The sequence below is a fragment of the Pseudomonas sp. SBB6 genome (assembly GCF_024213215.1).
Taxonomy (GTDB): Bacteria; Pseudomonadota; Gammaproteobacteria; order Pseudomonadales; family Pseudomonadaceae; genus Aquipseudomonas; species Aquipseudomonas donghuensis.
The window spans coordinates 77134-95319 of the sequence record NZ_JANAVH010000009.1 but is presented as its reverse complement, the minus strand read 5'-3'; the positions used below and the strand labels follow the sequence as shown (position 1 = coordinate 95319).

At 63.9% G+C, this 18186-nt stretch carries 15 protein-coding genes and 1 other RNA gene; 8 read left to right on the top strand and 8 right to left on the bottom strand.

What is annotated here, in order from left to right:
* Positions 1-4 precede the first annotated feature (4 nt).
* From yedA to NLX68_RS18260, 3 genes are all read left to right on the top strand, one after another.
* A complete protein-coding gene (gene yedA, locus NLX68_RS18270) occupies positions 5-937 on the top strand; it encodes a drug/metabolite exporter YedA (protein ID WP_254285132.1) in 933 nt (310 codons plus the stop codon).
* Entirely contained in the window at positions 934-1911 is a 978-nt protein-coding gene (locus tag NLX68_RS18265) for a hypothetical protein (protein WP_254285131.1), read from the top strand. Before yedA ends, NLX68_RS18265 begins: the two co-directional genes overlap by 4 nt.
* 74 nt (positions 1912-1985) lie before the next feature.
* A complete protein-coding gene (locus NLX68_RS18260; RefSeq protein WP_254285130.1) occupies positions 1986-3317 on the top strand; it encodes a DEAD/DEAH box helicase in 1332 nt (443 codons plus the stop codon).
* Positions 3318-3408: 91 nt separating this feature from the next.
* Here NLX68_RS18260 and NLX68_RS18255 read toward each other — a convergent pair whose 3' ends face one another.
* Both NLX68_RS18255 and NLX68_RS18250 read right to left on the bottom strand, forming a co-directional pair.
* Positions 3409-4644, bottom strand: a complete 1236-nt coding sequence (locus NLX68_RS18255; protein WP_254285129.1) for a TIGR03862 family flavoprotein — start codon at positions 4642-4644, stop codon at positions 3409-3411.
* A gap of 149 nt (positions 4645-4793) precedes the next feature.
* On the bottom strand, positions 4794-5708 hold the full coding sequence (locus NLX68_RS18250) for a histone deacetylase (protein WP_254285128.1): 915 nt from the start codon (positions 5706-5708) through the stop codon (positions 4794-4796).
* 130 nt (positions 5709-5838) lie between these two features.
* On the opposite strand from NLX68_RS18250, the gene NLX68_RS18245 reads away from it, so the two are divergent.
* From NLX68_RS18245 to NLX68_RS18235, 3 genes are all read left to right on the top strand, one after another.
* A complete protein-coding gene (locus tag NLX68_RS18245; protein ID WP_010222944.1) occupies positions 5839-6408 on the top strand; it encodes a GNAT family N-acetyltransferase in 570 nt (189 codons plus the stop codon).
* Positions 6409-6485: 77 nt separating this feature from the next.
* Positions 6486-7355 (top strand): acyl-CoA thioesterase II, encoded by an 870-nt coding sequence (gene tesB, locus NLX68_RS18240; protein ID WP_010222945.1) that lies wholly within the window; start codon positions 6486-6488, stop codon positions 7353-7355.
* Complete coding sequence (locus NLX68_RS18235) at positions 7352-7945, top strand: HAD family hydrolase (protein ID WP_254285127.1); 594 nt, start codon at positions 7352-7354, stop codon at positions 7943-7945. The genes tesB and NLX68_RS18235 overlap by 4 nt, the downstream gene beginning before the upstream one ends.
* Before the next feature lie 89 nt (positions 7946-8034).
* Here NLX68_RS18235 and NLX68_RS18230 read toward each other — a convergent pair whose 3' ends face one another.
* The 3 genes from NLX68_RS18230 to NLX68_RS18220 all read right to left on the bottom strand — a co-directional run bounded on the left by NLX68_RS18230 (position 8035) and on the right by NLX68_RS18220 (position 12063).
* The gene (locus tag NLX68_RS18230) at positions 8035-10506 is read right to left on the bottom strand and encodes a TonB-dependent receptor (protein WP_254285126.1); all 2472 of its coding nucleotides are present in this window, start codon (positions 10504-10506) and stop codon (positions 8035-8037) included.
* Positions 10507-10613: 107 nt separating this feature from the next.
* The gene (locus NLX68_RS18225) at positions 10614-11561 is read right to left on the bottom strand and encodes a FecR domain-containing protein (RefSeq protein ID WP_254285125.1); all 948 of its coding nucleotides are present in this window, start codon (positions 11559-11561) and stop codon (positions 10614-10616) included.
* A gap of 1 nt (position 11562) precedes the next feature.
* Positions 11563-12063 carry a sigma-70 family RNA polymerase sigma factor gene (locus tag NLX68_RS18220; RefSeq protein WP_254285124.1) on the bottom strand — a complete coding sequence of 167 codons (501 nt, stop codon included), beginning with the start codon at positions 12061-12063 and terminating at the stop codon, positions 11563-11565.
* Positions 12064-12202: 139 nt separating this feature from the next.
* Between NLX68_RS18220 and NLX68_RS18215 the strand changes: the two genes are divergently transcribed.
* The gene (locus NLX68_RS18215; RefSeq protein ID WP_010222950.1) at positions 12203-13213 is read left to right on the top strand and encodes an NAD(P)-dependent alcohol dehydrogenase; all 1011 of its coding nucleotides are present in this window, start codon (positions 12203-12205) and stop codon (positions 13211-13213) included.
* Between the two features lie 9 nt (positions 13214-13222).
* Here NLX68_RS18215 and NLX68_RS18210 read toward each other — a convergent pair whose 3' ends face one another.
* Positions 13223-14107 carry a LysR substrate-binding domain-containing protein gene (locus NLX68_RS18210; protein ID WP_254285123.1) on the bottom strand — a complete coding sequence of 295 codons (885 nt, stop codon included), beginning with the start codon at positions 14105-14107 and terminating at the stop codon, positions 13223-13225.
* A gap of 159 nt (positions 14108-14266) precedes the next feature.
* Between NLX68_RS18210 and NLX68_RS18205 the strand changes: the two genes are divergently transcribed.
* Positions 14267-17287, top strand: coding sequence for an FAD-binding and (Fe-S)-binding domain-containing protein (locus NLX68_RS18205; RefSeq protein WP_254285122.1), 3021 nt, complete (start codon positions 14267-14269; stop codon positions 17285-17287).
* Between the two features lie 7 nt (positions 17288-17294).
* Here NLX68_RS18205 and NLX68_RS18200 read toward each other — a convergent pair whose 3' ends face one another.
* Both NLX68_RS18200 and ssrA read right to left on the bottom strand, forming a co-directional pair.
* Complete coding sequence (locus NLX68_RS18200) at positions 17295-17705, bottom strand: DUF4952 domain-containing protein (RefSeq protein WP_254285121.1); 411 nt, start codon at positions 17703-17705, stop codon at positions 17295-17297.
* A gap of 88 nt (positions 17706-17793) precedes the next feature.
* Positions 17794-18185, bottom strand: a transfer-messenger RNA (tmRNA) gene (ssrA, locus tag NLX68_RS18195).
* Position 18186 lies beyond the last annotated feature (1 nt).

Below are 18186 nucleotides of genomic sequence, written 5' to 3'. Positions count from 1 at the left end.
CCCCATGCCTGCCTCCCGTCGCTTCCCGTTAGTTTTGATTGGCGCCTTTCTCGCCTTGTACTTGGTCTGGGGCTCGACCTACCTGGTGATTCGCATCGGCGTCGAGTCCTGGCCGCCGTTGCTGATGGCCGGGGTGCGATTTGTCATCGCCGGTTCCTTGCTCTATGGCTTTTTGCGCTGGCGCGGGGCGCCTGCACCGACCTGGTCGCAATGGCGGGCGGCGGGTGTCATCGGCGTCTTGCTGCTCAGTTGCGGCAACGGTGGCGTGACCCTGGCCGAACATGCGGGCGTGGCCTCTGGTGTGGCGGCGCTGGCGGTGGCCACGGTGCCGCTGTTCACCTTGATGTTCGGCCTGCTCTGGGGCCATCGCAACACCCGCCTGGAATGGGCCGGGATCGTCCTCGGCCTGGTTGGCATCGCCTTGCTCAACCTGGGCTCCAACCTGCAGGCCAGCCCTGTCGGTGCCGCGCTGATCCTGTTTGCCGCCGCCTCCTGGGCCTTTGGCTCGGTATGGAGCAAGAGCCTGCCGTTGCCCCAGGGGCCGATGGCCAGTGCCGCAGAAATGCTCGTCGGCGGCGTGGTCCTGCTGCTCGGCAGCGTGTTGAGCGGCGAACGCATGACCCAGATGCCCACCGCCGCCGGTTGGGGCGCGCTGGCCTACCTGGTGTTCTTTGGCTCGATCCTGGCCTTCAGCGCCTATATGTACCTGCTCAAGCACGTGCGCCCGGCCGCTGCCACCAGCTATGCCTATGTCAACCCGGCGGTGGCGGTGTTGCTGGGTATTGTTTTTGCCGGTGAACAGATCGGTTACGAGGAATGCGTGGCAATGGCGGTTATCATTGGCGCCGTGGTGTTGATCGGTGTGCCGCAGTGGCGCCGACCAGCAGTGGAAAAAGCCAAACCCGTTGGCGACATGGAAGGTGAACTCTGTAAATGAAAGGACGTTTTGCCAAGGAGGCAGTGAAGATCGTTGGCTACATGGCGCTGATAGCGGTGTGCATAGTCATGCTTCGCGACGACAGGAAGACCTTTATGACCCTGTATTTCCAGGAGTCGGTCACCCGTGAAAACAGTACTGACGAAATCGATCCGCGTTACCTGCAAGCTTTGCAACAAGCCCTGGCGGAGCTGCAGATCGATTCGCAACAGATCGAACTGGTGCTCGACCCCGACAGCACGCGAGCGCTGCAGGTACGTATTGCTGATGATGCCCTGAATGCCAGGCAGCGTCAGGATCTGCGGGCGCTTTTCGAGTCCTTCGAGCCGGCCCGAGAGACGGCCCTGCTCAGTGGCCGGCTGGTGGTCGACATGCGCCAGGCCAGGCAGTTGGGCTTGGGCGTTCATGATTTTGGTCCTGCGTCAAAAGACATCGTTGCGCAGGGTGAAGTGAGCCTGACCTTGCAGTTCAGTTTTTTGCCAGGGACCGATGTGCGTCTGCGGCGTATCGAGGGCCCGCCAGTTGATCAGCGCCTGCAGGCCGAGATGATCTGCGAAGCCAATGCCAGGCTGCTTGCGGCCTTGCCCTTCGACGTGACCGAATTCGATGTCAGTGGCGCGGACCTGCGGGGTGAAATGAAACTGCGCACCCCCGGTGGTGAGCAGCTCCAGGCGCCTGCACAGCTGTTTCTCGATGATCGCAACCTGCTTGAACGCCTGGAAATGGGCGGTATGCGAGTGCGTATCCTGCGGCCCGAGGCGGTACAGGAAAGAGCCCAGGCCGATCGTCTGGTGTTCGAGTTCGGCTCGCTCGGTACCATCAGGTATAGCCCGTATTCCTACTTCATCAGGCGCGAACCTTCGGTGTTAGATGCCTGTGGCAGTTATGCATACCAGAGTGGCAGGCCCTTCTCGTTCTTCCTTGGGGAAGGGCTTGATCGCCTGGTCAAGGTCCGCTTCGAGCAGCCGGGTTAAAGCCGACGAAGCCACGCGCCGGGCGCGAACAGGGTAAACTGCCGCCATTGCTGAATTCCCCACACGGTATTGCCATGACTTTCGCCCAACTCGGCCTGATCGAACCCTTGCTGCGCGCGCTCGAGCGCCTGAGCTACAACACCCCGACGCCGGTCCAGGCCCAGGCCATCCCTGCCGTGCTGGCCGGCCGCGACCTGATGGCCGCCGCCCAGACCGGCACTGGCAAGACCGCAGGTTTTGCCCTGCCGCTGCTGCAGCGCCTGACTCTGGAAGGGGCCAAGGTTGCCAGCAACTCGGTGCGCGCCCTGGTGCTGGTACCGACCCGCGAGCTGGCCGAACAGGTTCACGCCAACATTCGCGAATACGCCGAGCACCTGCCGCTGAGCACCTATGCGGTGTATGGCGGCGTCAGCATCAACCCGCAGATGATGAAGCTGCGCAAGGGTATCGACTTGCTGGTGGCCACCCCGGGCCGCCTGCTCGACCTGTTCCGCCAGAACGCGGTGAAGTTCAATCAGTTGCAGGCGCTGGTGCTCGATGAAGCCGACCGCATGCTCGATCTGGGCTTTGCCGAAGAGCTGCGCGCGGTATACGCCGCCTTGCCGGCACGTCGGCAAACCCTGTTGTTCTCGGCGACGTTCTCCGATGAGATCCGCCAACTGGCCGCGCAGACCCTCAATGACCCGTTGAGCATTGAAGTCAGCCCGCGCAACGTCACCGCCAGCACCGTCAAACAGTGGATCGTGCCGGTGGACAAGAAGCGCAAACCGGAGCTGTTCAGCCACCTGATGCGCAAGCAGCGCTGGAAGCAGGTGCTGGTGTTCGCCAAGACCCGCAATGGCGTCGATCAACTGGTCGAGCGCCTGCGTGGCCAGGGCGTCAACGCCGACGGTATTCACGGCGACAAGCCCCAGGCCACTCGCCAGCGAGCCCTGGACAGCTTCAAGGCCCGCGAGATCCAGATCCTGGTCGCCACCGACGTGGCAGCACGTGGGCTGGATATCGACGACTTGCCGCTGGTGGTCAACTTCGACCTGCCGATCGTGGCCGAGGATTACATTCACCGCATCGGCCGTACCGGGCGCAAGGGCAACAGTGGTGAGGCGATTTCGCTGGTGTGTGCCGACGAGGTTCAACTGCTGTCGGCGATTGAAACCCTGACCCGCAAGACCTTGCCGCGCCATGAAGAGCCGGATTTCATTCCGGACCACAAAGTGCCGATGACCGATGCCAATGGCCAGGTGCTGAAGAAGCCGAAAAAGCCGAAGAAGCCCAAGGAAAACAGCAGCAAACGCAGCCTCGGGCGTTGGCTGGACAGTGCAGAAGCGCCGGCAGCGGCGCCGCAGGCCAAGCCGGTGCGCAAGGTGCCGACCTTCAACACCGGGCCGCGCAAGCGCAAGCCTTGAGTACGCCATCGCGGGTCAAGCCCGCTCCTACAGAGGGCAGCGATAACCTGTGGGAGCCGGACTTGCCGGCGATGGAAGGCGAAGCCTTCCCTTAGGCCTTGAGCCAGTCCAGCAAGCCCAACCCGGCCTTGCGCCCACTGGCAAAACAGGCCGTCAGCAGATAGCCGCCGGTCGGCGCCTCCCAGTCGAGCATCTCGCCGGCACAGAACACCCCAGGCAGCTGCTTGAGCATCAAGCGCGGATCCAGCGCTTCGAAGGTCACCCCACCGGCACTGCTGATCGCTTCATCCAGCGGGCGAGGGCGCACCAGGGTGACCGGCAAAGCCTTGATCGCCTGCGCCAGCAACGCCGGGTCGGCAAAGGTCTGTTGATCGGTCTGCTCGCGCAGCAGCGCCGCCTTGACCCCGTCCAGGCCAAGCTGACTGTGCAGATGCTTGGCCATCGAGCGGGAACCTCGCGGTTTGGCCAGGGCCTGCTGGATTTTATCCACAGGCCGGTTGGGCAGCAGGTCGATCAGCACCCTGGCGCTACCATCGTGGTTGATCGCTTCGCGGATCTGCGCCGACCAGGCATACACCAGGCTGCCTTCCAGGCCTTGGGCGGTGACCACGCACTCACCCAGGCGCGGGCTCTGGCCATCAAGGCTCAGGGCGATGTTCTTCAGCGGCGCGCCGGCAAACTTGTCCTTGAGCACTGCGCTCCAGCCTTCGACCTCGAAGCCGCAGTTGGCCGCCTGCAAGGGCGCAATCTGCACGCCCTGCGCCTGTAGCCAGGGCAGCCAGGCGGCATCGGAACCCAGCCGCGCCCAACTGCCGCCGCCCAGCGCGAGCACGGTGGCGGCCGGCTTGAGTGTCAGTTCGCCCTGTGGATAAGCGATCCGCAAGGCGCCCTCGGTGTTCCAGCCCAACCAGCGATGGCGGGTGTGGATAACGACCCCGGCGTCACGCAGGCGCTTGAGCCAGGCGCGCAGCAACGGTGCGGCTTTCATGTCGCGGGGGAAGACCCGGCCGGAACTGCCGACAAAGGTTTCGATACCCAGGTCGTGAATCCACTGGCGCAGCACATCGGCATCGAAGCCTTCGAGCAGGTGGGCGACTTCGCCGGCGCGCTCGGCATAACGGGAGATAAACGCCGGGTAAGGCTCGGAATGGGTGATGTTCATGCCACCGACCCCGGCCAGGAGGAACTTGCGGCCCACCGAGGGCATGGCGTCGTACAACTCGACGGCGACTCCGGCCTGGCTCAGCACTTCGGCGGCCATCAGCCCGGCCGGCCCGCCTCCGATAATGGCAACGTGTGGGCGGTCGGTGGCGCGGGTGTCGGTCATGGTCGGCTGCAAGCTGGGAAAAAGAGCCGGCATTCTACCTTAGCGAGGCGCCCGGAAACACTGATCAAAAAATGAACAGCAGGCTCAAGGCCAGGTGGTTAAAGGCGTTGAGGGGGTTTCCAGCAGGTTATCCACAGGCGGTTCCACAGTCATTGTGAGTAACCCAGCACGCGGCTGGCGCTGTGGTGCAGTATCCCATGACGGCGGGCGAGGGCCTCGCGGTCTTTGCTGTAACCTCCGCCGATCACCCCGACTACCGGAATGTCACGCCCCAGGCAGTGGCGCAGCACGCTTTCGTCGCGCGCCGCGACGCCTTCGTCGGTGAGTTGCAGGTAGCCGAGAGCATCATCCTTGTGCACATCGACCCCGGCGTCGTACAGCACCAGGTCCGGGCGGTACAACGGCAGCAGGTAATTGAGCGCGTCATCGACCACCTTCAGGTAAGCCTGGTCACCCATGCCGCGGGGCAGGGGAATGTCCCAGTCGCTTTCGGCCTTGCGCGCCGGGAAGTTCTGCTCGCAATGCAGTGACACGGTAATGGCGTCCGGGGTGTTATGGAGGATGCGCGCGGTACCGTCGCCCTGGTGCACGTCGCAATCGAAGATCAGCACTTTGTGTACCCGCCCGGCTTCAAGCAGGTAATGGCTGATCACCGCCAGGTCATTGAAGATGCAGAAACCGGCCGGGTGATCGTAATGGGCGTGATGGGTACCGCCGGCCAGGTGGCAGGCGATGCCGTGCTCAAGCGCCTGCTCGGCGGCCAGCAGCGAGCCGCCCACCGCGCGCACGGTACGCCGCGCCAGGGCTTCGCTCCAGGGCAGGCCGAGGCGGCGCTGGTCTTCGCGCGACAGCTCGCCGTGCATGTAGCGCTCGATGTAGGCACGGTCATGGGCCAGGGCAAGGATGTCGTTGGGGCAGATTTCTGGGCGTAGCAACGCCGCATCCGTGGTCAGGCCGCTGGCGACCAGGTGATCGCGCAACAGGCGGAACTTGTCCATCGGAAAACGGTGTTCGGCAGGGAACGCCGGGCTGTAGTCGTCGTGGTAGATCAGCGGCAGGGGCATGGCGGGGTCTTGGTCAGAGCAAGCGTTGATCTTGCCAGCTCCTTGCCTTGTTGTGCTACCCGCACCGGGACGCCAGCAGCCAATGAACAGCCTACGCTGTAAACTGCAGGCTGTGGATAAGGAGCCGAGCATGACCCCGATATTGCAACTGGAAAGCGCACGGCTGCAATTGCGCCAATGGCAGGATGACGATCTCGCCGAATTTGCTGCCATGTGCGCCGACCCTATGGTCATGCGCTATTTTCCTGCGCCGTTGACCCGGTTGGAGAGCGCCGCGCTGATCGGCCGTATTCGTGGTCACTTCAATGAGTACGGCTATGGCCTGTGGGCCCTGGAGCGCAAGGACACCGGCGCTTTCATCGGCATGACCGGCCTGCTCAATGTGAGTTTTGATGCCGACTTCGCCCCGGCCGTGGAGATCGGTTGGCGCCTGGCCCGACGCCACTGGGGGCTGGGCTTTGCCAGCGAGGCGGCCTGGACCAGCCTGCGCTGCGCGTTCGCGCAATTGGGCCTGGAGCAGGTGGTGTCGTTCACCTCGCAAAGCAACCTGGCGTCGCAGAAAGTCATGCAGGCCATCGGCATGCAGCAGGATCTGGCCGGCAGCTTCGAGCACCCGAAACTTGAGCCAGGCCACCCCTTGCGCCCCCACGTGCTGTACCGCATCGACCGCGCCCAGTGGCAGGCCACCCTGCGCGGCTGAATTGCACAACATACAGGCCGGCAATGACAAACCCTGTATTATTTGCTGCAGTTGCGCATTGCCTTGGAGAATCTTGAATGAGCCACGTGTTGGACGATCTGGTTGACCTGTTGAGCCTGGAATCGATCGAGGAAAACCTGTTCCGCGGGCGAAGCCAGGACCTGGGTTTCCGCCAGCTGTACGGCGGCCAGGTGCTGGGCCAGTCGCTGTCGGCGGCCAGCCAGACGGTCGAGGAGGCGCGGCATGTGCATTCGTTGCACGGTTACTTCCTGCGCCCGGGTGATGCCAGCATGCCGGTGGTCTATTCGGTCGACCGTGTGCGCGATGGCGGCAGTTTCAGCACCCGGCGGGTGACCGCGATCCAGAAGGGCCAGACCATCTTCACCTGCAGCGCCTCGTTCCAGTACGACGAAGAAGGCTTCGAGCACCAGAGCCAGATGCCCAAGGTGGTCGGCCCGGAGAACCTGCCGTCGGAAGTCGAACTGGCCAAGCGCATGGCCGATCGCCTGCCCGAGGCGATCCGCGACAAGATGCTCTGCGCCAAACCGATCGAAATGCGCCCGGTGACCGCCGAGGATCCGTTCAACCCCAAGCCGGGCGAACCGGTGAAGTACGTCTGGTTCCGCGCCGATGGCAACCTGCCGGACGTGCCGGCGCTGCACAAGTACATGCTTGCTTACGCGTCAGATTTTGGCCTGCTGACCACCTCGCTGCTGCCCCACGGAAAATCGGTGTGGCAGAAAGACATGCAGATCGCCAGCCTCGATCACGCGCTGTGGTTCCACGGCAACCTGCGTGCCGACCAGTGGCTGCTGTATGCCATGGACAGCCCATGGGCCGGCAATGCCCGTGGTTTTGCCCGCGGCAACATCTACAACCAGGCCGGGCAACTGGTGGCGTCGTCGTGCCAGGAAGGCCTGATTCGACATCGCAAGGATTGGCAATGAGCCTGCAGCAGATTCGCCACTGGGTGTTCGACATGGACGGCACCCTGACCGTTGCCGTGCATGATTTTGCGGCGATCAAGGAGGCGCTGGAGATTCCGCAGACGCACGACATCCTTACCCACCTGGCCGCTTTGCCGGCCGCCGAGGCCGCGGCCAAGCATGCCTGGCTGCTGGAACATGAGCGTGAGCTGGCGATCGGTTCGCGCCCGGCCACCGGCGCGGTGGAGCTGGTTCGCGATCTGGCGGCGCGCGGTTGCCAACTGGGCATTCTGACCCGTAACGCCCGTGAACTGGCGCACATCACCCTGAAAGCGATCGGCCTGGCCGACTGCTTTGCCGTCGAGCACATCGTCGGCCGTGATGAAGCCCCGCCCAAGCCGCACCCGGGTGGCTTGTTGAAGCTGGCCAAAGCCTGGGACGTGGCGCCGACCGAGATGGTCATGGTCGGCGATTATCGCTTTGACCTGGATTGCGGCCGGGCGGCGGGGGCGCGGACGATTCTTGTCAACCTGCCGGACAATCCCTGGCCGCAGCTGGCCGACTGGCATGCGGCGGATTGCCGGGCGTTGCAGGTGATGCTCGACCATTGAGTTGAATTCATCGTGGGGCAAGTCGGACCGCCGCACCACCACCAGTAGGAGCGGCGGTGCGGCGGTCCGACTTGCCCCGCGATGAGGCCTCAGAACTCCCAGCGCGTCGTCAGCATCACATTGCGCGGGTCACCGTAGTAGGTGGTTTCGAAGTTGCCCAGCCCGCTCAGGTAACGCTTGTCGAACACGTTGTTGGCATTGACCGTGAAGCTCAGCTGCTCGTTGTACTGGTAGCGGGTCATCAGGTCGACCAGGGTGTAGCCGCCTTGCTTGATGAAGGTGTAGTCGTTCACCGAGCGGTTGTAGATCTTGCCGTAGAACGCGCTCTGCCAGTTGATCCCACCGCCCACGGTCACCTTGTCCAGTACCCCCGGCAGGCGGTAAGTGGTGAACATCCGCACCAGGTGCTCGGGCTTGCTGGTACTCATCGGGTAGCCATAGATGTGCTGCTCGTCGGCATCGCGCGAGCGGGCGTAGGTGTAGCCTGCCGAGAGGTTCCAGCCTTCCTGCAGTTCACCGGCAACTTCCAGTTCGATGCCCTGGGTGGTGGCGCCACTGGTGGCCTTGTAGATACCTTCGTTGGTCGCAGGGTTGGTGCCGATCGATTCGGCAATGTTGTCCTGCTCGATGCGAAACAGCGCCAGGCTGGCGTTGAGCTTGCCGTCGAAGTAGGCCGCTTTCAGGCCGGTTTCGTAGCTGTCGCCTTCGACCGGCTCGAGGGTGGCGCCGTTGCTGTCCTTGTTGCTCTGTGGCTGATAGATCGAGGTGTAGCTGGCGTACACCGAGTAGGTGTCGTCGAGGTCATAGACGATACCGGCATACGGGGTGACCACGCCATGTTGCTTGTAGCCGGACTGGCTGTCCTGAAAGGTCGGGTTGAGGCCGTCGTAGTCGTAGTTGTCGTCGTACTTGAAGGTACTGACCCGGGTGCCGAGGATCACCGACAGGTCGTCGGTCGGGTGCAGGCGGGTGGCGAGGTAGGCGCCGTTCTGGCTTTTCTTCTGCTCGTACTTGCCGTTTTTCGGGAACTGCGGCACCGCGATGTGGCCGTCCCAGTCAAAGATGCTGCCTGGCACCATGGCAAACTCACTGGTGTCCCAGGTGGCGCCGGTCTGGCGGGAGTGGTTGGTGTCCAGGCCGACGACCAGGTCATGCTGGCGACCGAACAGGGTGAACGGGCCGGAGAGGTTGAGGTCGGCGCTGTTCTGTACCCGATGACCTTCCCAGCGCCCCCAGAAGAACGACATGCCATCACCATTGCGATCCGGCGCGCCACCGCTGGCCGAGGCCAGGCGAGTGTCGTGGTCGCTTTGCAACTGGTTGACCGTCAGCTTGAGCGACCAGTCATTGGCCAGCGCCTGTTCCAGCGAGGCGAAGTAGGTGCGGTTCTGGAAGTCGCGGCGGCTCCAGTCGGCGCCCGGGTTGAACGAGCGGGAGAAGTCGGTGCGGCCGCCGTCGGTGTAGTACACCGGGTTACCGGTCCATGAGCTGCCGCGCGGGGTGGTGGTCTGCTGGTCGATGCCGACGGTCAGCAGGGTGTCGGGGGTGATGTCGGCCTCGAGGATGCCGTAGTACACCTCTTTGCTTTGCTGGTAGTGGTCCTGGTAGCCCTTCTTGTCCTGTTGCGCGCTGACGAAGCGCCCACGCACGCTGGCGCTGCTGTTGATCGGGCCGGAGACATCGACTTCGCCACGGTAGTTGTCCCAACTGCCGGCACTGCCGGTGAGCGAACCCTGGAACTGCGCGGTAGGTTTTTTGCGAATCAGGTTGACCGTGGCCGACGGGTCGCCGGAGCCGGTCATCAGACCAGTCGCGCCCTTGAGCACTTCCACCCGGTCATAGATGGCCATGTCGACATGCGCGGTGCCTTCGCCATACACGCCGTCATACACGGTGTTGACGCCGTCGTACTGGTAGTTGGTGATCACCAGGCCGCGGCTGGTGAACTCGGTGCGGTCGCTGTCGTAGGTTTGCGCCGATACGCCGGGGGTGTTGCGCAACACATCGGCAATGCTCTGGGCGCCCTGGTCGTCCATCTGCTGGCGGGTGACCACGGTGATGGTTTGCGGTGTTTCGCGGATCGACAGCGGCAGCTTGGTCGCGGTGCGGGTTGCCGCCGTGGTGTAGGAATGGGTGCCCTCGGTGGTCTCACCCAGGCCCAGGGCATTGATGCTGGTGGCGCCCAGCTCCATCGCTGCGCCCGCGTTGGCCGGCACCAATACGTAGCCGCCGTTGGATTGGCGCTGAGCCTGCAGGCCGGTGCCGCTGAGCAGGCGCGCCAGGCCTTCTTCCACCGAGTAGTTGCCTTGCAGGCCGGCCGACTGCTGGCCCTGGGTCTGCCGGGCATCGAACGACAGGGTGATGTTGGCGCGGGTGGCGAACAGGCTCAGGGCGGTGCCCAACGGGCCCGGGGCGATCTGGAAGTGCGTGCTGGCGCTCTGCGCCATGGCCTCGGCGGGCAGTAGCGCGAGCAGCGGCAGCGGCGCCAGGGTCAGGCCGAACAGCGCCAGGTGGACAGCGCGAACCAGCGGGCGGGGGGCGCGCGGACAAGTCGGGGTCATGCAGGATTTCCTTCGATTGGCTGGGCAGAGGGGGCGGTCGAAATGTGCCGCTTTACCTGCGTAGCCGAATGAGAATGAAAATCGGCAACCCTTTGTGCGAAATTTCTTCAGACAGCTTCAATGCTGACCCAGTAGCGGGTCAGGTAACGCACCCTGACCGGCAACGACATGCCCAGGTTTTCCAGGATGGTGTCGGTGTCGTCGATACGAAAGGCGCCGGACAGGCGCACGTCGGCGACGCTTTCGGCGCAGCGCAGCACGCCGGGACGGTAACGGCGCAGTTCGCTGATGAAGTCCTCCAGGCGCCATTCGATCACGGTCAGCATGCCCTGGGTCCAGGCACCCGTGCCGGGCAGGGCATTATGGGCGGCGGCAATCTGCTTGCGGTCGAAGCTGACGCTTTGCCCGGCCTCCAGGCGCAGCATCAACAGCGGCTGGTCGAGCGGATGCACTTCAACCGCATGTTCCAGCACGCTGACCCGGCTCAGGCCATTGTCGCTACGGACGTTGAAGTGCGTGCCGAGGGCGCGCACCTGGCCTTCGGCCGTTTCGACAATGAACGGGCGAGCCGCGCTATCACGGGCGGTCTGCACCATGATTTCGCCGCTGTACAGGCGCAGCAGACGTTGCTGGCCGTCGTAGCGGATATCCACCGCGCTGTCGGTATTGAGTTCGAGCTGGCTGCCATCGTCGAGGCGTACTTGGCGGCGCTGGCCCTTGCCGGTGCGCAGCTCGGCCATCCAGGCCTGGCCCGGAGTACTTTCCCGTACAGCCCATCCCGTTGCACCGACGGCCATCAGCAGCGCCAGGGTCTTGAGCACGGCGCGACGCCGGGCGCGCACGCCGGCCAGGGTCGGCAGGGCGACATCGGCGGGCAGGCGCCCCAGCTGGCGCTGCAGCTTTTCTACCCGCGCCCAGGCCTGGGCATGGGCCTGGCTCTTGCCCAACCAATCTTGCCAGGCCTGCACCTGGGCAGCGCTGGGCGGTGCGGCGTTGAGCTGCACGTACCAGGTGGCGGCAGCTTCGAGGGTGCGAGCGTCCAGCGGCTGGGCCATGTCAGTCGTCCGTCAGCAGCAGGCAGTGGGTCATGGCGCGGATCAGGTGCTTCTTCACCGTGGTCACCGACACCCCCAGGCGCTCGGCAGTGGCCACATAGCTCAGGCCTTCGAGCTGTACGGTGAGGAAGATAGTGCGCGTACGCTCGCCCAGACCATCGAGCATCTGGTCCACGGCCAGCAAGGCTTCGAGGATCAGCAAGCGGCTTTCCGGCGATTCGGCGACCCGCTCCGGGCGCAGCGCCAGTTCGTCCAGGTACGCCTGTTCAAGCGCCTTGCGGCGAAACTTGTCGATCATCAACGCATGGGCAATGGCCCCCAGGTAGCTGCGCGGCTCGCGAATGGTGTCGGCATTGCGCGCGTTCAAAACCCGGATAAAGGTGTCCTGGGCCAGGTCGGCGGCGTCGCTGGCATTGCCCAGGCGGGCACGCAGCCAGTTCTTCAACCAACCGTTATGTTCGCTGTAGAGCGCGTGCAGGGCAGCATGATCGGGAGCGGGCATGGTGGGGCAATATTGAGTAATTGATAATTAGTCGCATTATTGTGGTTTGCTGGCGAACTATGCAAGCGCTGGTGCTTGACCTGGGGCAGGGGCAGGCAAAGACTGGTCAGCTATTTGTCTATCGACTCAGGAGGTTTCCATGACCAGCAGGGCCATTATCGTCCAGACCGGCGGTGGTTACGACAAGGTGCAGGTCGGCACCCGTGAGGCTGCGGCGCCGCAAGCCGGCGAAATCAGCGTGCGCCTGCACGCCAACTCGCTCAACTATCACGACTTCGCCGTGGTCAGTGGCATGTGGGGGCCGACTGCGCCGCGTATTCCCATGGCCGACGGCGCCGGTGTGGTGACCGCAGTGGGTGCTGGCGTGAGCGAGTTCGCCGTTGGCGATGCGGTGGTCAGCACGTTCTTCCCGGACTGGCTGGACGGTCAGCCGCTGGTCGAAGGTTTCGCCACGGTCCCGGGTGATGGCATCGACGGTTATGCCCGCGAACAGGTAACTGCCCGTGCGACCTCTTTCACCCATGCGCCCAAGGGCTACAGCCACGCCGAAGCGGCGACCCTGACCACCGCCGGCCTCACCGCCTGGCGCGCACTGATGGCCGATGACTCGCTCAAGCCAGGCGATACCGTACTGGTGCAAGGCACCGGTGGCGTGTCGATTTTCGCCCTGCAATTCGCCAAGCTGGCCGGTGCCACGGTGATCGCCACGTCCTCCAGTGACGAGAAGCTCGAGCGCCTCAAGGCCCTCGGTGCCGACCACCTGATCAACTACCGCAGCACCCCGGCCTGGGGCGAGAAGGTACGCCAGCTCACCGCCAACCGCGGCGTCGATCATGTGATCGAGGTGGGCGGCCCGGCGACCCTTGAGCAGTCGATGATCGCTGCGCGTATTGGCGGGCATGTGTCGCTGATCGGCATCCTCACCGGCGTGGCGGGCAACCTGCCGCTGGTCCAGGCCCTGGTGCGGCAGATTCGCCTGCAAGGCGTGCTGGTCGGCAGCCGGGCGCAGCAACAGGCGATGGTTCGCGCCATTGATGCCAATGGCCTGCGTCCGGTGGTGGACAAGACCTTCGACCTGGAGCAGATCGTCGAGGCCTTCCGCTACCAGGAAAGCAACCAGCACTTCGGCAAGATCTGCCTGAGCATCTGAGCCTGGGCTTCAGATTTGCCCCAGCAACCAGCCGCGAAACGCCGTCAGCGACGGCAGCGACTGGTTGCGTGGCGGGTAGATCAGGTAGTAGCTGCGCTGGCTGGCAAAGGGTGCACCGACGCTGACCAGTTCACCGCTGGCCAGCTCGTCGGTCACCAGGATGCGCGGCACCAGGCCGATGCCGATGCCGGCGCGCACCGCCTGGATCAGGTGCGAAGTCAGCTCGAAGCTGGGCCCCAGGCGCATGCTGCGGTGCGCCAGGCCATGGTGGGAAAACCATTCGCCCCAGGCGTTGGGGTTGTTGGCCACGTTGAGCAGCAACTGTTCGCGCAGGTGTGCCGGTGACCAGTCGGCCTGGCTGGCGGCGGTGTCCGGCGAGAGGATCACCAGCAACTCTTCGGCATGCAGGCGATGACAGACAAGCCCCGGCAGGTCGGCATTGCCGACGACGATGGCGGCGTCGATGCCGCTGGTTTCAAAATCGATGGCTTCGATGCGTGAATTGATGTGCACCAGCATGCCCGGGTGCAGCTTGTAGAACTCATGCAGGCGCGGCATCAGCCACTTGGAGCCGAAGGTCGGCAGGGTCGCCAGGCGCAGGCTGCCTTCGCCGGACTGGTACGCCATGGCCTGCAAGGTGGCGCTGCGAATCCGCCCGAGGGCTTCGCTCATTTCCCGCTGATACAGCCTGCCGACATCGGTCAGGCGCACCTGACGGCCTTCGCGGCGGAACAGGGTCAGGCCCAGTTGCTGCTCCAGCGCCTGCACCTGGCGGCTCACCGCGCTTTGGGTCAGTGACAGCTCGGTGGCGGCGCGGGTGTAGCTTTCATGCCGGGCAGCGGCTTCGAAAGCCAGCAGCAATGACATGGACGGCGTGAGGTGGCGGTAATTCATTCGTAAAAGTCATCGATAGCGGCAGAAATATCCAGTTGTCCCCAGCGGCACGCTCCGGGATCATTGGCATATCAGTGTCTTGAGGCTGACCTAATTATGCTCAGCCAGCAAGTGTTCCGATATTCCCGTGATTAGCCAAATTAAAGAGGCCATCCTTTGATGATCGCCCAACTGCCGACCAGCGCCCCTGCTGCCGACTACGCCGATTTTCTTGCCGCCCTGCGCGCCAGCGGTTTCCGTGGCCAGTTCAGCGCCGACTACGCCACCCGCACGGTGCTTGCCACCGACAACTCGATCTACCAGCGCCTGCCGCAAGCGGCGGTGTTCCCGCTGGATGCCGACGACGTCGCGCGGGTTGCCACGCTGACCGCCGAACCGCGCTTTCGCCAGGTCAAGCTCACGCCCCGTGGTGGCGGTACTGGCACCAACGGTCAGTCGCTGACCGATGGCATCGTCGTTGACCTGTCGCGGCACATGAACAACATCCTCGAGATCAACGTCGAGGAGCGCTGGGTGCGAGTCCAGGCCGGGGTGGTCAAGGACCAGCTCAACGCCGCGCTCAAGCCTCACGGGCTGTTCTTCGCCCCGGAGCTGTCGACCTCCAACCGCGCCACTGTCGGTGGCATGATCAACACCGATGCCAGCGGCCAGGGCAGTTGCACCTACGGCAAGACCCGCGATCACGTGCTCGAACTGCACAGCGTGCTGCTCGGCGGCGAGCGCCTGCACACCCTGCCGATTGACGACCAGGCGCTGGAGCAGGCCTGCGCGCAGCCAGGGCGCAGCGGTGAGGTGTACCGCATGGCCCGGCAGATCCAGCAAACCCAGGGCGAGTTGATCGAGACCATCTTCCCCAAGCTCAACCGCTGCCTGACCGGTTACGACCTGGCGCACCTGCGTGACGAGCAGGGCCGCTTCAACCTCAACAGCGTACTGTGCGGCGCCGAAGGCTCGCTGGGGTATGTGGTCGAGGCCAAGCTCAACGTGCTGCCGATTCCCAAGTACGCGGTGCTGGTGAACGTGCGTTACAGCAGCTTCATGGACGCCCTGCGCGACGCCAATGCGCTGATGGCGCACAAGCCGCTGTCGATCGAAACAGTGGACTCCAAGGTACTGATGCTGGCGATGAAGGACATCGTCTGGCACAGCGTCGCCGAGTACTTCCCTGCCCAAGCTGAGCGCCCGACCCTGGGCATCAACCTGGTGGAGTTCTGCGGTGATGACCCGGCCGAAGTCAACGCGCGGGTGCAAGCCTTCGTCGCCCACCTGCAGGCCGACACCGGAGTTGAGCGCCTGGGCCACACCCTGGCCGAAGGCGCCGACGCCGTGACCCGGGTCTACACCATGCGCAAGCGCTCGGTGGGCCTGCTCGGCAACGTCGAAGGCGAAGTGCGCCCGCAGCCGTTCGTCGAAGACACGGCAGTACCGCCTGAGCAACTGGCCGACTACATTGCCGACTTCCGCGCCTTGCTCGACAGCTACGGCCTGGCCTACGGCATGTTCGGCCACGTCGATGCCGGCGTGCTTCACGTGCGCCCGGCCCTGGACATGAAAGACCCGGCCCAGGCGGCGCTGGTCAAGCCGATTTCCGATGCCGTGGCGGCGCTGACCCATCGCTACGGCGGCCTGCTCTGGGGCGAGCACGGCAAGGGCTTGCGCTCGGAATATGTGCCGGATTTCTTCGGTGAACTGTACCCGGCACTGCAGTCGCTCAAGGGCGCGTTCGACCCCTACAACCAGCTCAACCCCGGCAAGATCTGCACCCCGCCAGGCAGCGAGCAGGGCCTGATCAAAGTCAACGAAGCACCGATGCGCGGCGATTTTGACCGGCAGATCGATGAGCGGGTCTGGCAAAGCTTTGGCAGCGCCGTGCACTGCAACGGCAACGGCGCCTGCTACAACTTCGACCCCAACGACGCCATGTGCCCATCGTGGAAGGCCACCCGCGAGCGCCAGCATTCGCCCAAGGGCCGCGCCTCGCTGATCCGAGAGTGGTTGCGCCTGCAGGGGGCGGCCAACATCGACGTGCTGGCCGCAGCGAAAAAGAACGCCTCCTGGCTCAAGGAACTGCCAAAACGGCTGCGTAACAACCAGGCGCGCTCCCGTGGCGAGGCTGACTTTTCCCACGAAGTCTACGAGGCCATGGCCGGCTGCCTGGCATGTAAATCCTGCGCCGGGCAGTGCCCGATCAAGGTCAACGTGCCGGAATTCCGTTCACGCTTTCTGGAGCTGTACCACGGTCGTTACCAGCGCCCGCTGCGTGACTACCTGATCGGTTCGCTGGAGTTCAGCATTCCCTACATGGCCTATGCGCCAGGGTTGTACAACGCGGTGATGGGGTCGAAATGGGTCAGCCGCCTGCTCGAACGCCATGTCGGCATGCTCGATAGCCCGCTGATCAGCCGCTACAACCTGCAGAACACCCTGACCCGTTGCAACGTGCGCGCGGCCAGCGTGCCGGCGCTGCGCGAGCTGACCCCAGCCCAGCGTGAGCGCAGCATCGTGCTGGTCCAGGACGCCTTTACCCGTTACTTCGAAACCCCTTTGCTGGCGTCGTTCATTGAGCTGGCCCACCGTCTTGGCCATAAGGTGTTCCTCGCGCCCTACAGCGCCAACGGCAAACCCTTGCATGTCCAGGGCTTCCTCGGCGCCTTCGCCAAGGCGGCGATTCGCAACGCCAACCAGCTCAAGGCCCTGGCCGATTGCGGTGTGCCGCTGGTCGGCCTCGACCCGGCCATGACCCTGGTGTACCGCCAGGAGTACCAGAAGGTTGATGGCCTGAGCGATTGCCCGAACGTCCTGTTGCCGCAGGAATGGTTGATCGACGTACTGCCCGAACAGGCCGCGAGTGCCAGCGAAACCTTCCGCCTGCTGGCCCACTGCACCGAGAAAACCAACGTGCCGGCCAGTACCCGTCAATGGGAACAGGTATTTGCCCGCCTGGGGCTGAAACTGGTCACCGAAGCCACCGGTTGCTGCGGCATGTCCGGCACCTACGGCCACGAAGCGCGCAACCAGGACACCTCGCGGACCATCTTCGAGCAGTCCTGGGCCGGCAAGCTGGATAAACAGGGCGAGGCGTTGGCGACCGGCTATTCATGCCGCAGCCAGGTCAAGCGCATGGCTGACCGCCAGCTGCGCCATCCGCTGGAGGTGCTGCTGCAGTATGCCAAGGGCTGATGTCCGCTCAGGGCTCCAGGGTATTCACGCTGACGGTGATGTAGAAGAATCCGATCTGTGCCCATTGCGTGCGCTCGTTGATCGGCGTCTCTTCGGAAGCCATGAGGATTTCGTAGCCGATGCCGCTCTGCCGGTCGCGGTGGAAGTGGCGAAATGAGTCCCACATGCAGCACATAAACAGCAGGCGGGGCATGCCGTAGGTTTGCTGCAGGTAACGCTCGGCCACAGCCGCTTCGACGCCCTTGACCCTGTAGGTCGCGATCAAGGGGGCCGTCTGCAGTTCGGGTTCCTGGTGGCAGCCCAGGTACTCGATGCCCTTGGGGTAGGTGCCCAATGCGCCGAGGAAGTTCTCGCACTGTGGCGCGGCTTGCAGCGCGCCGCACAGCAGCATCAGGGCCAAGGTAATCAGTGGGCGCATGGGCTTCGTCCTTGAGCAATGCTTTCGAGAAGGCAACAAAAAAGGCATCGGCGCGAGCGCCAGATGCCTTTTTCGCTTTTTGCGTATTTGGTGGAACCGGGGGGATTTGAACCCCCGTCCGCCAGTGATCCGCTGTCGGTCCTACATGCTTAGCCGTGTCTATTGAGTTAATCCGCAGCCGCCCGACGGGCAGGGTGCTTTGGACGAGTTGTGTAAGTTTTAGCCGCTTCGTCCACAACGTACTGCACGGCGATCCTGTTCTGTATGACAATCACTTCGGGTTTACAGGCATCCCCTAGTGATTGCTGGAGCCGAAGCTACCAGGAGAGCGGGCTCAGCTGCTTACGCAGCGAGAGCGTAACCCTCGTAGTTTTCGTCATTGGCAACTATAGAAAGTTGCAACAGTGGATTTACGAGTTCTGTTACCAACTCGGCATGCACCTAGAGTTTCACTACCGGCGTCGAATCCTAATCGGCCCCA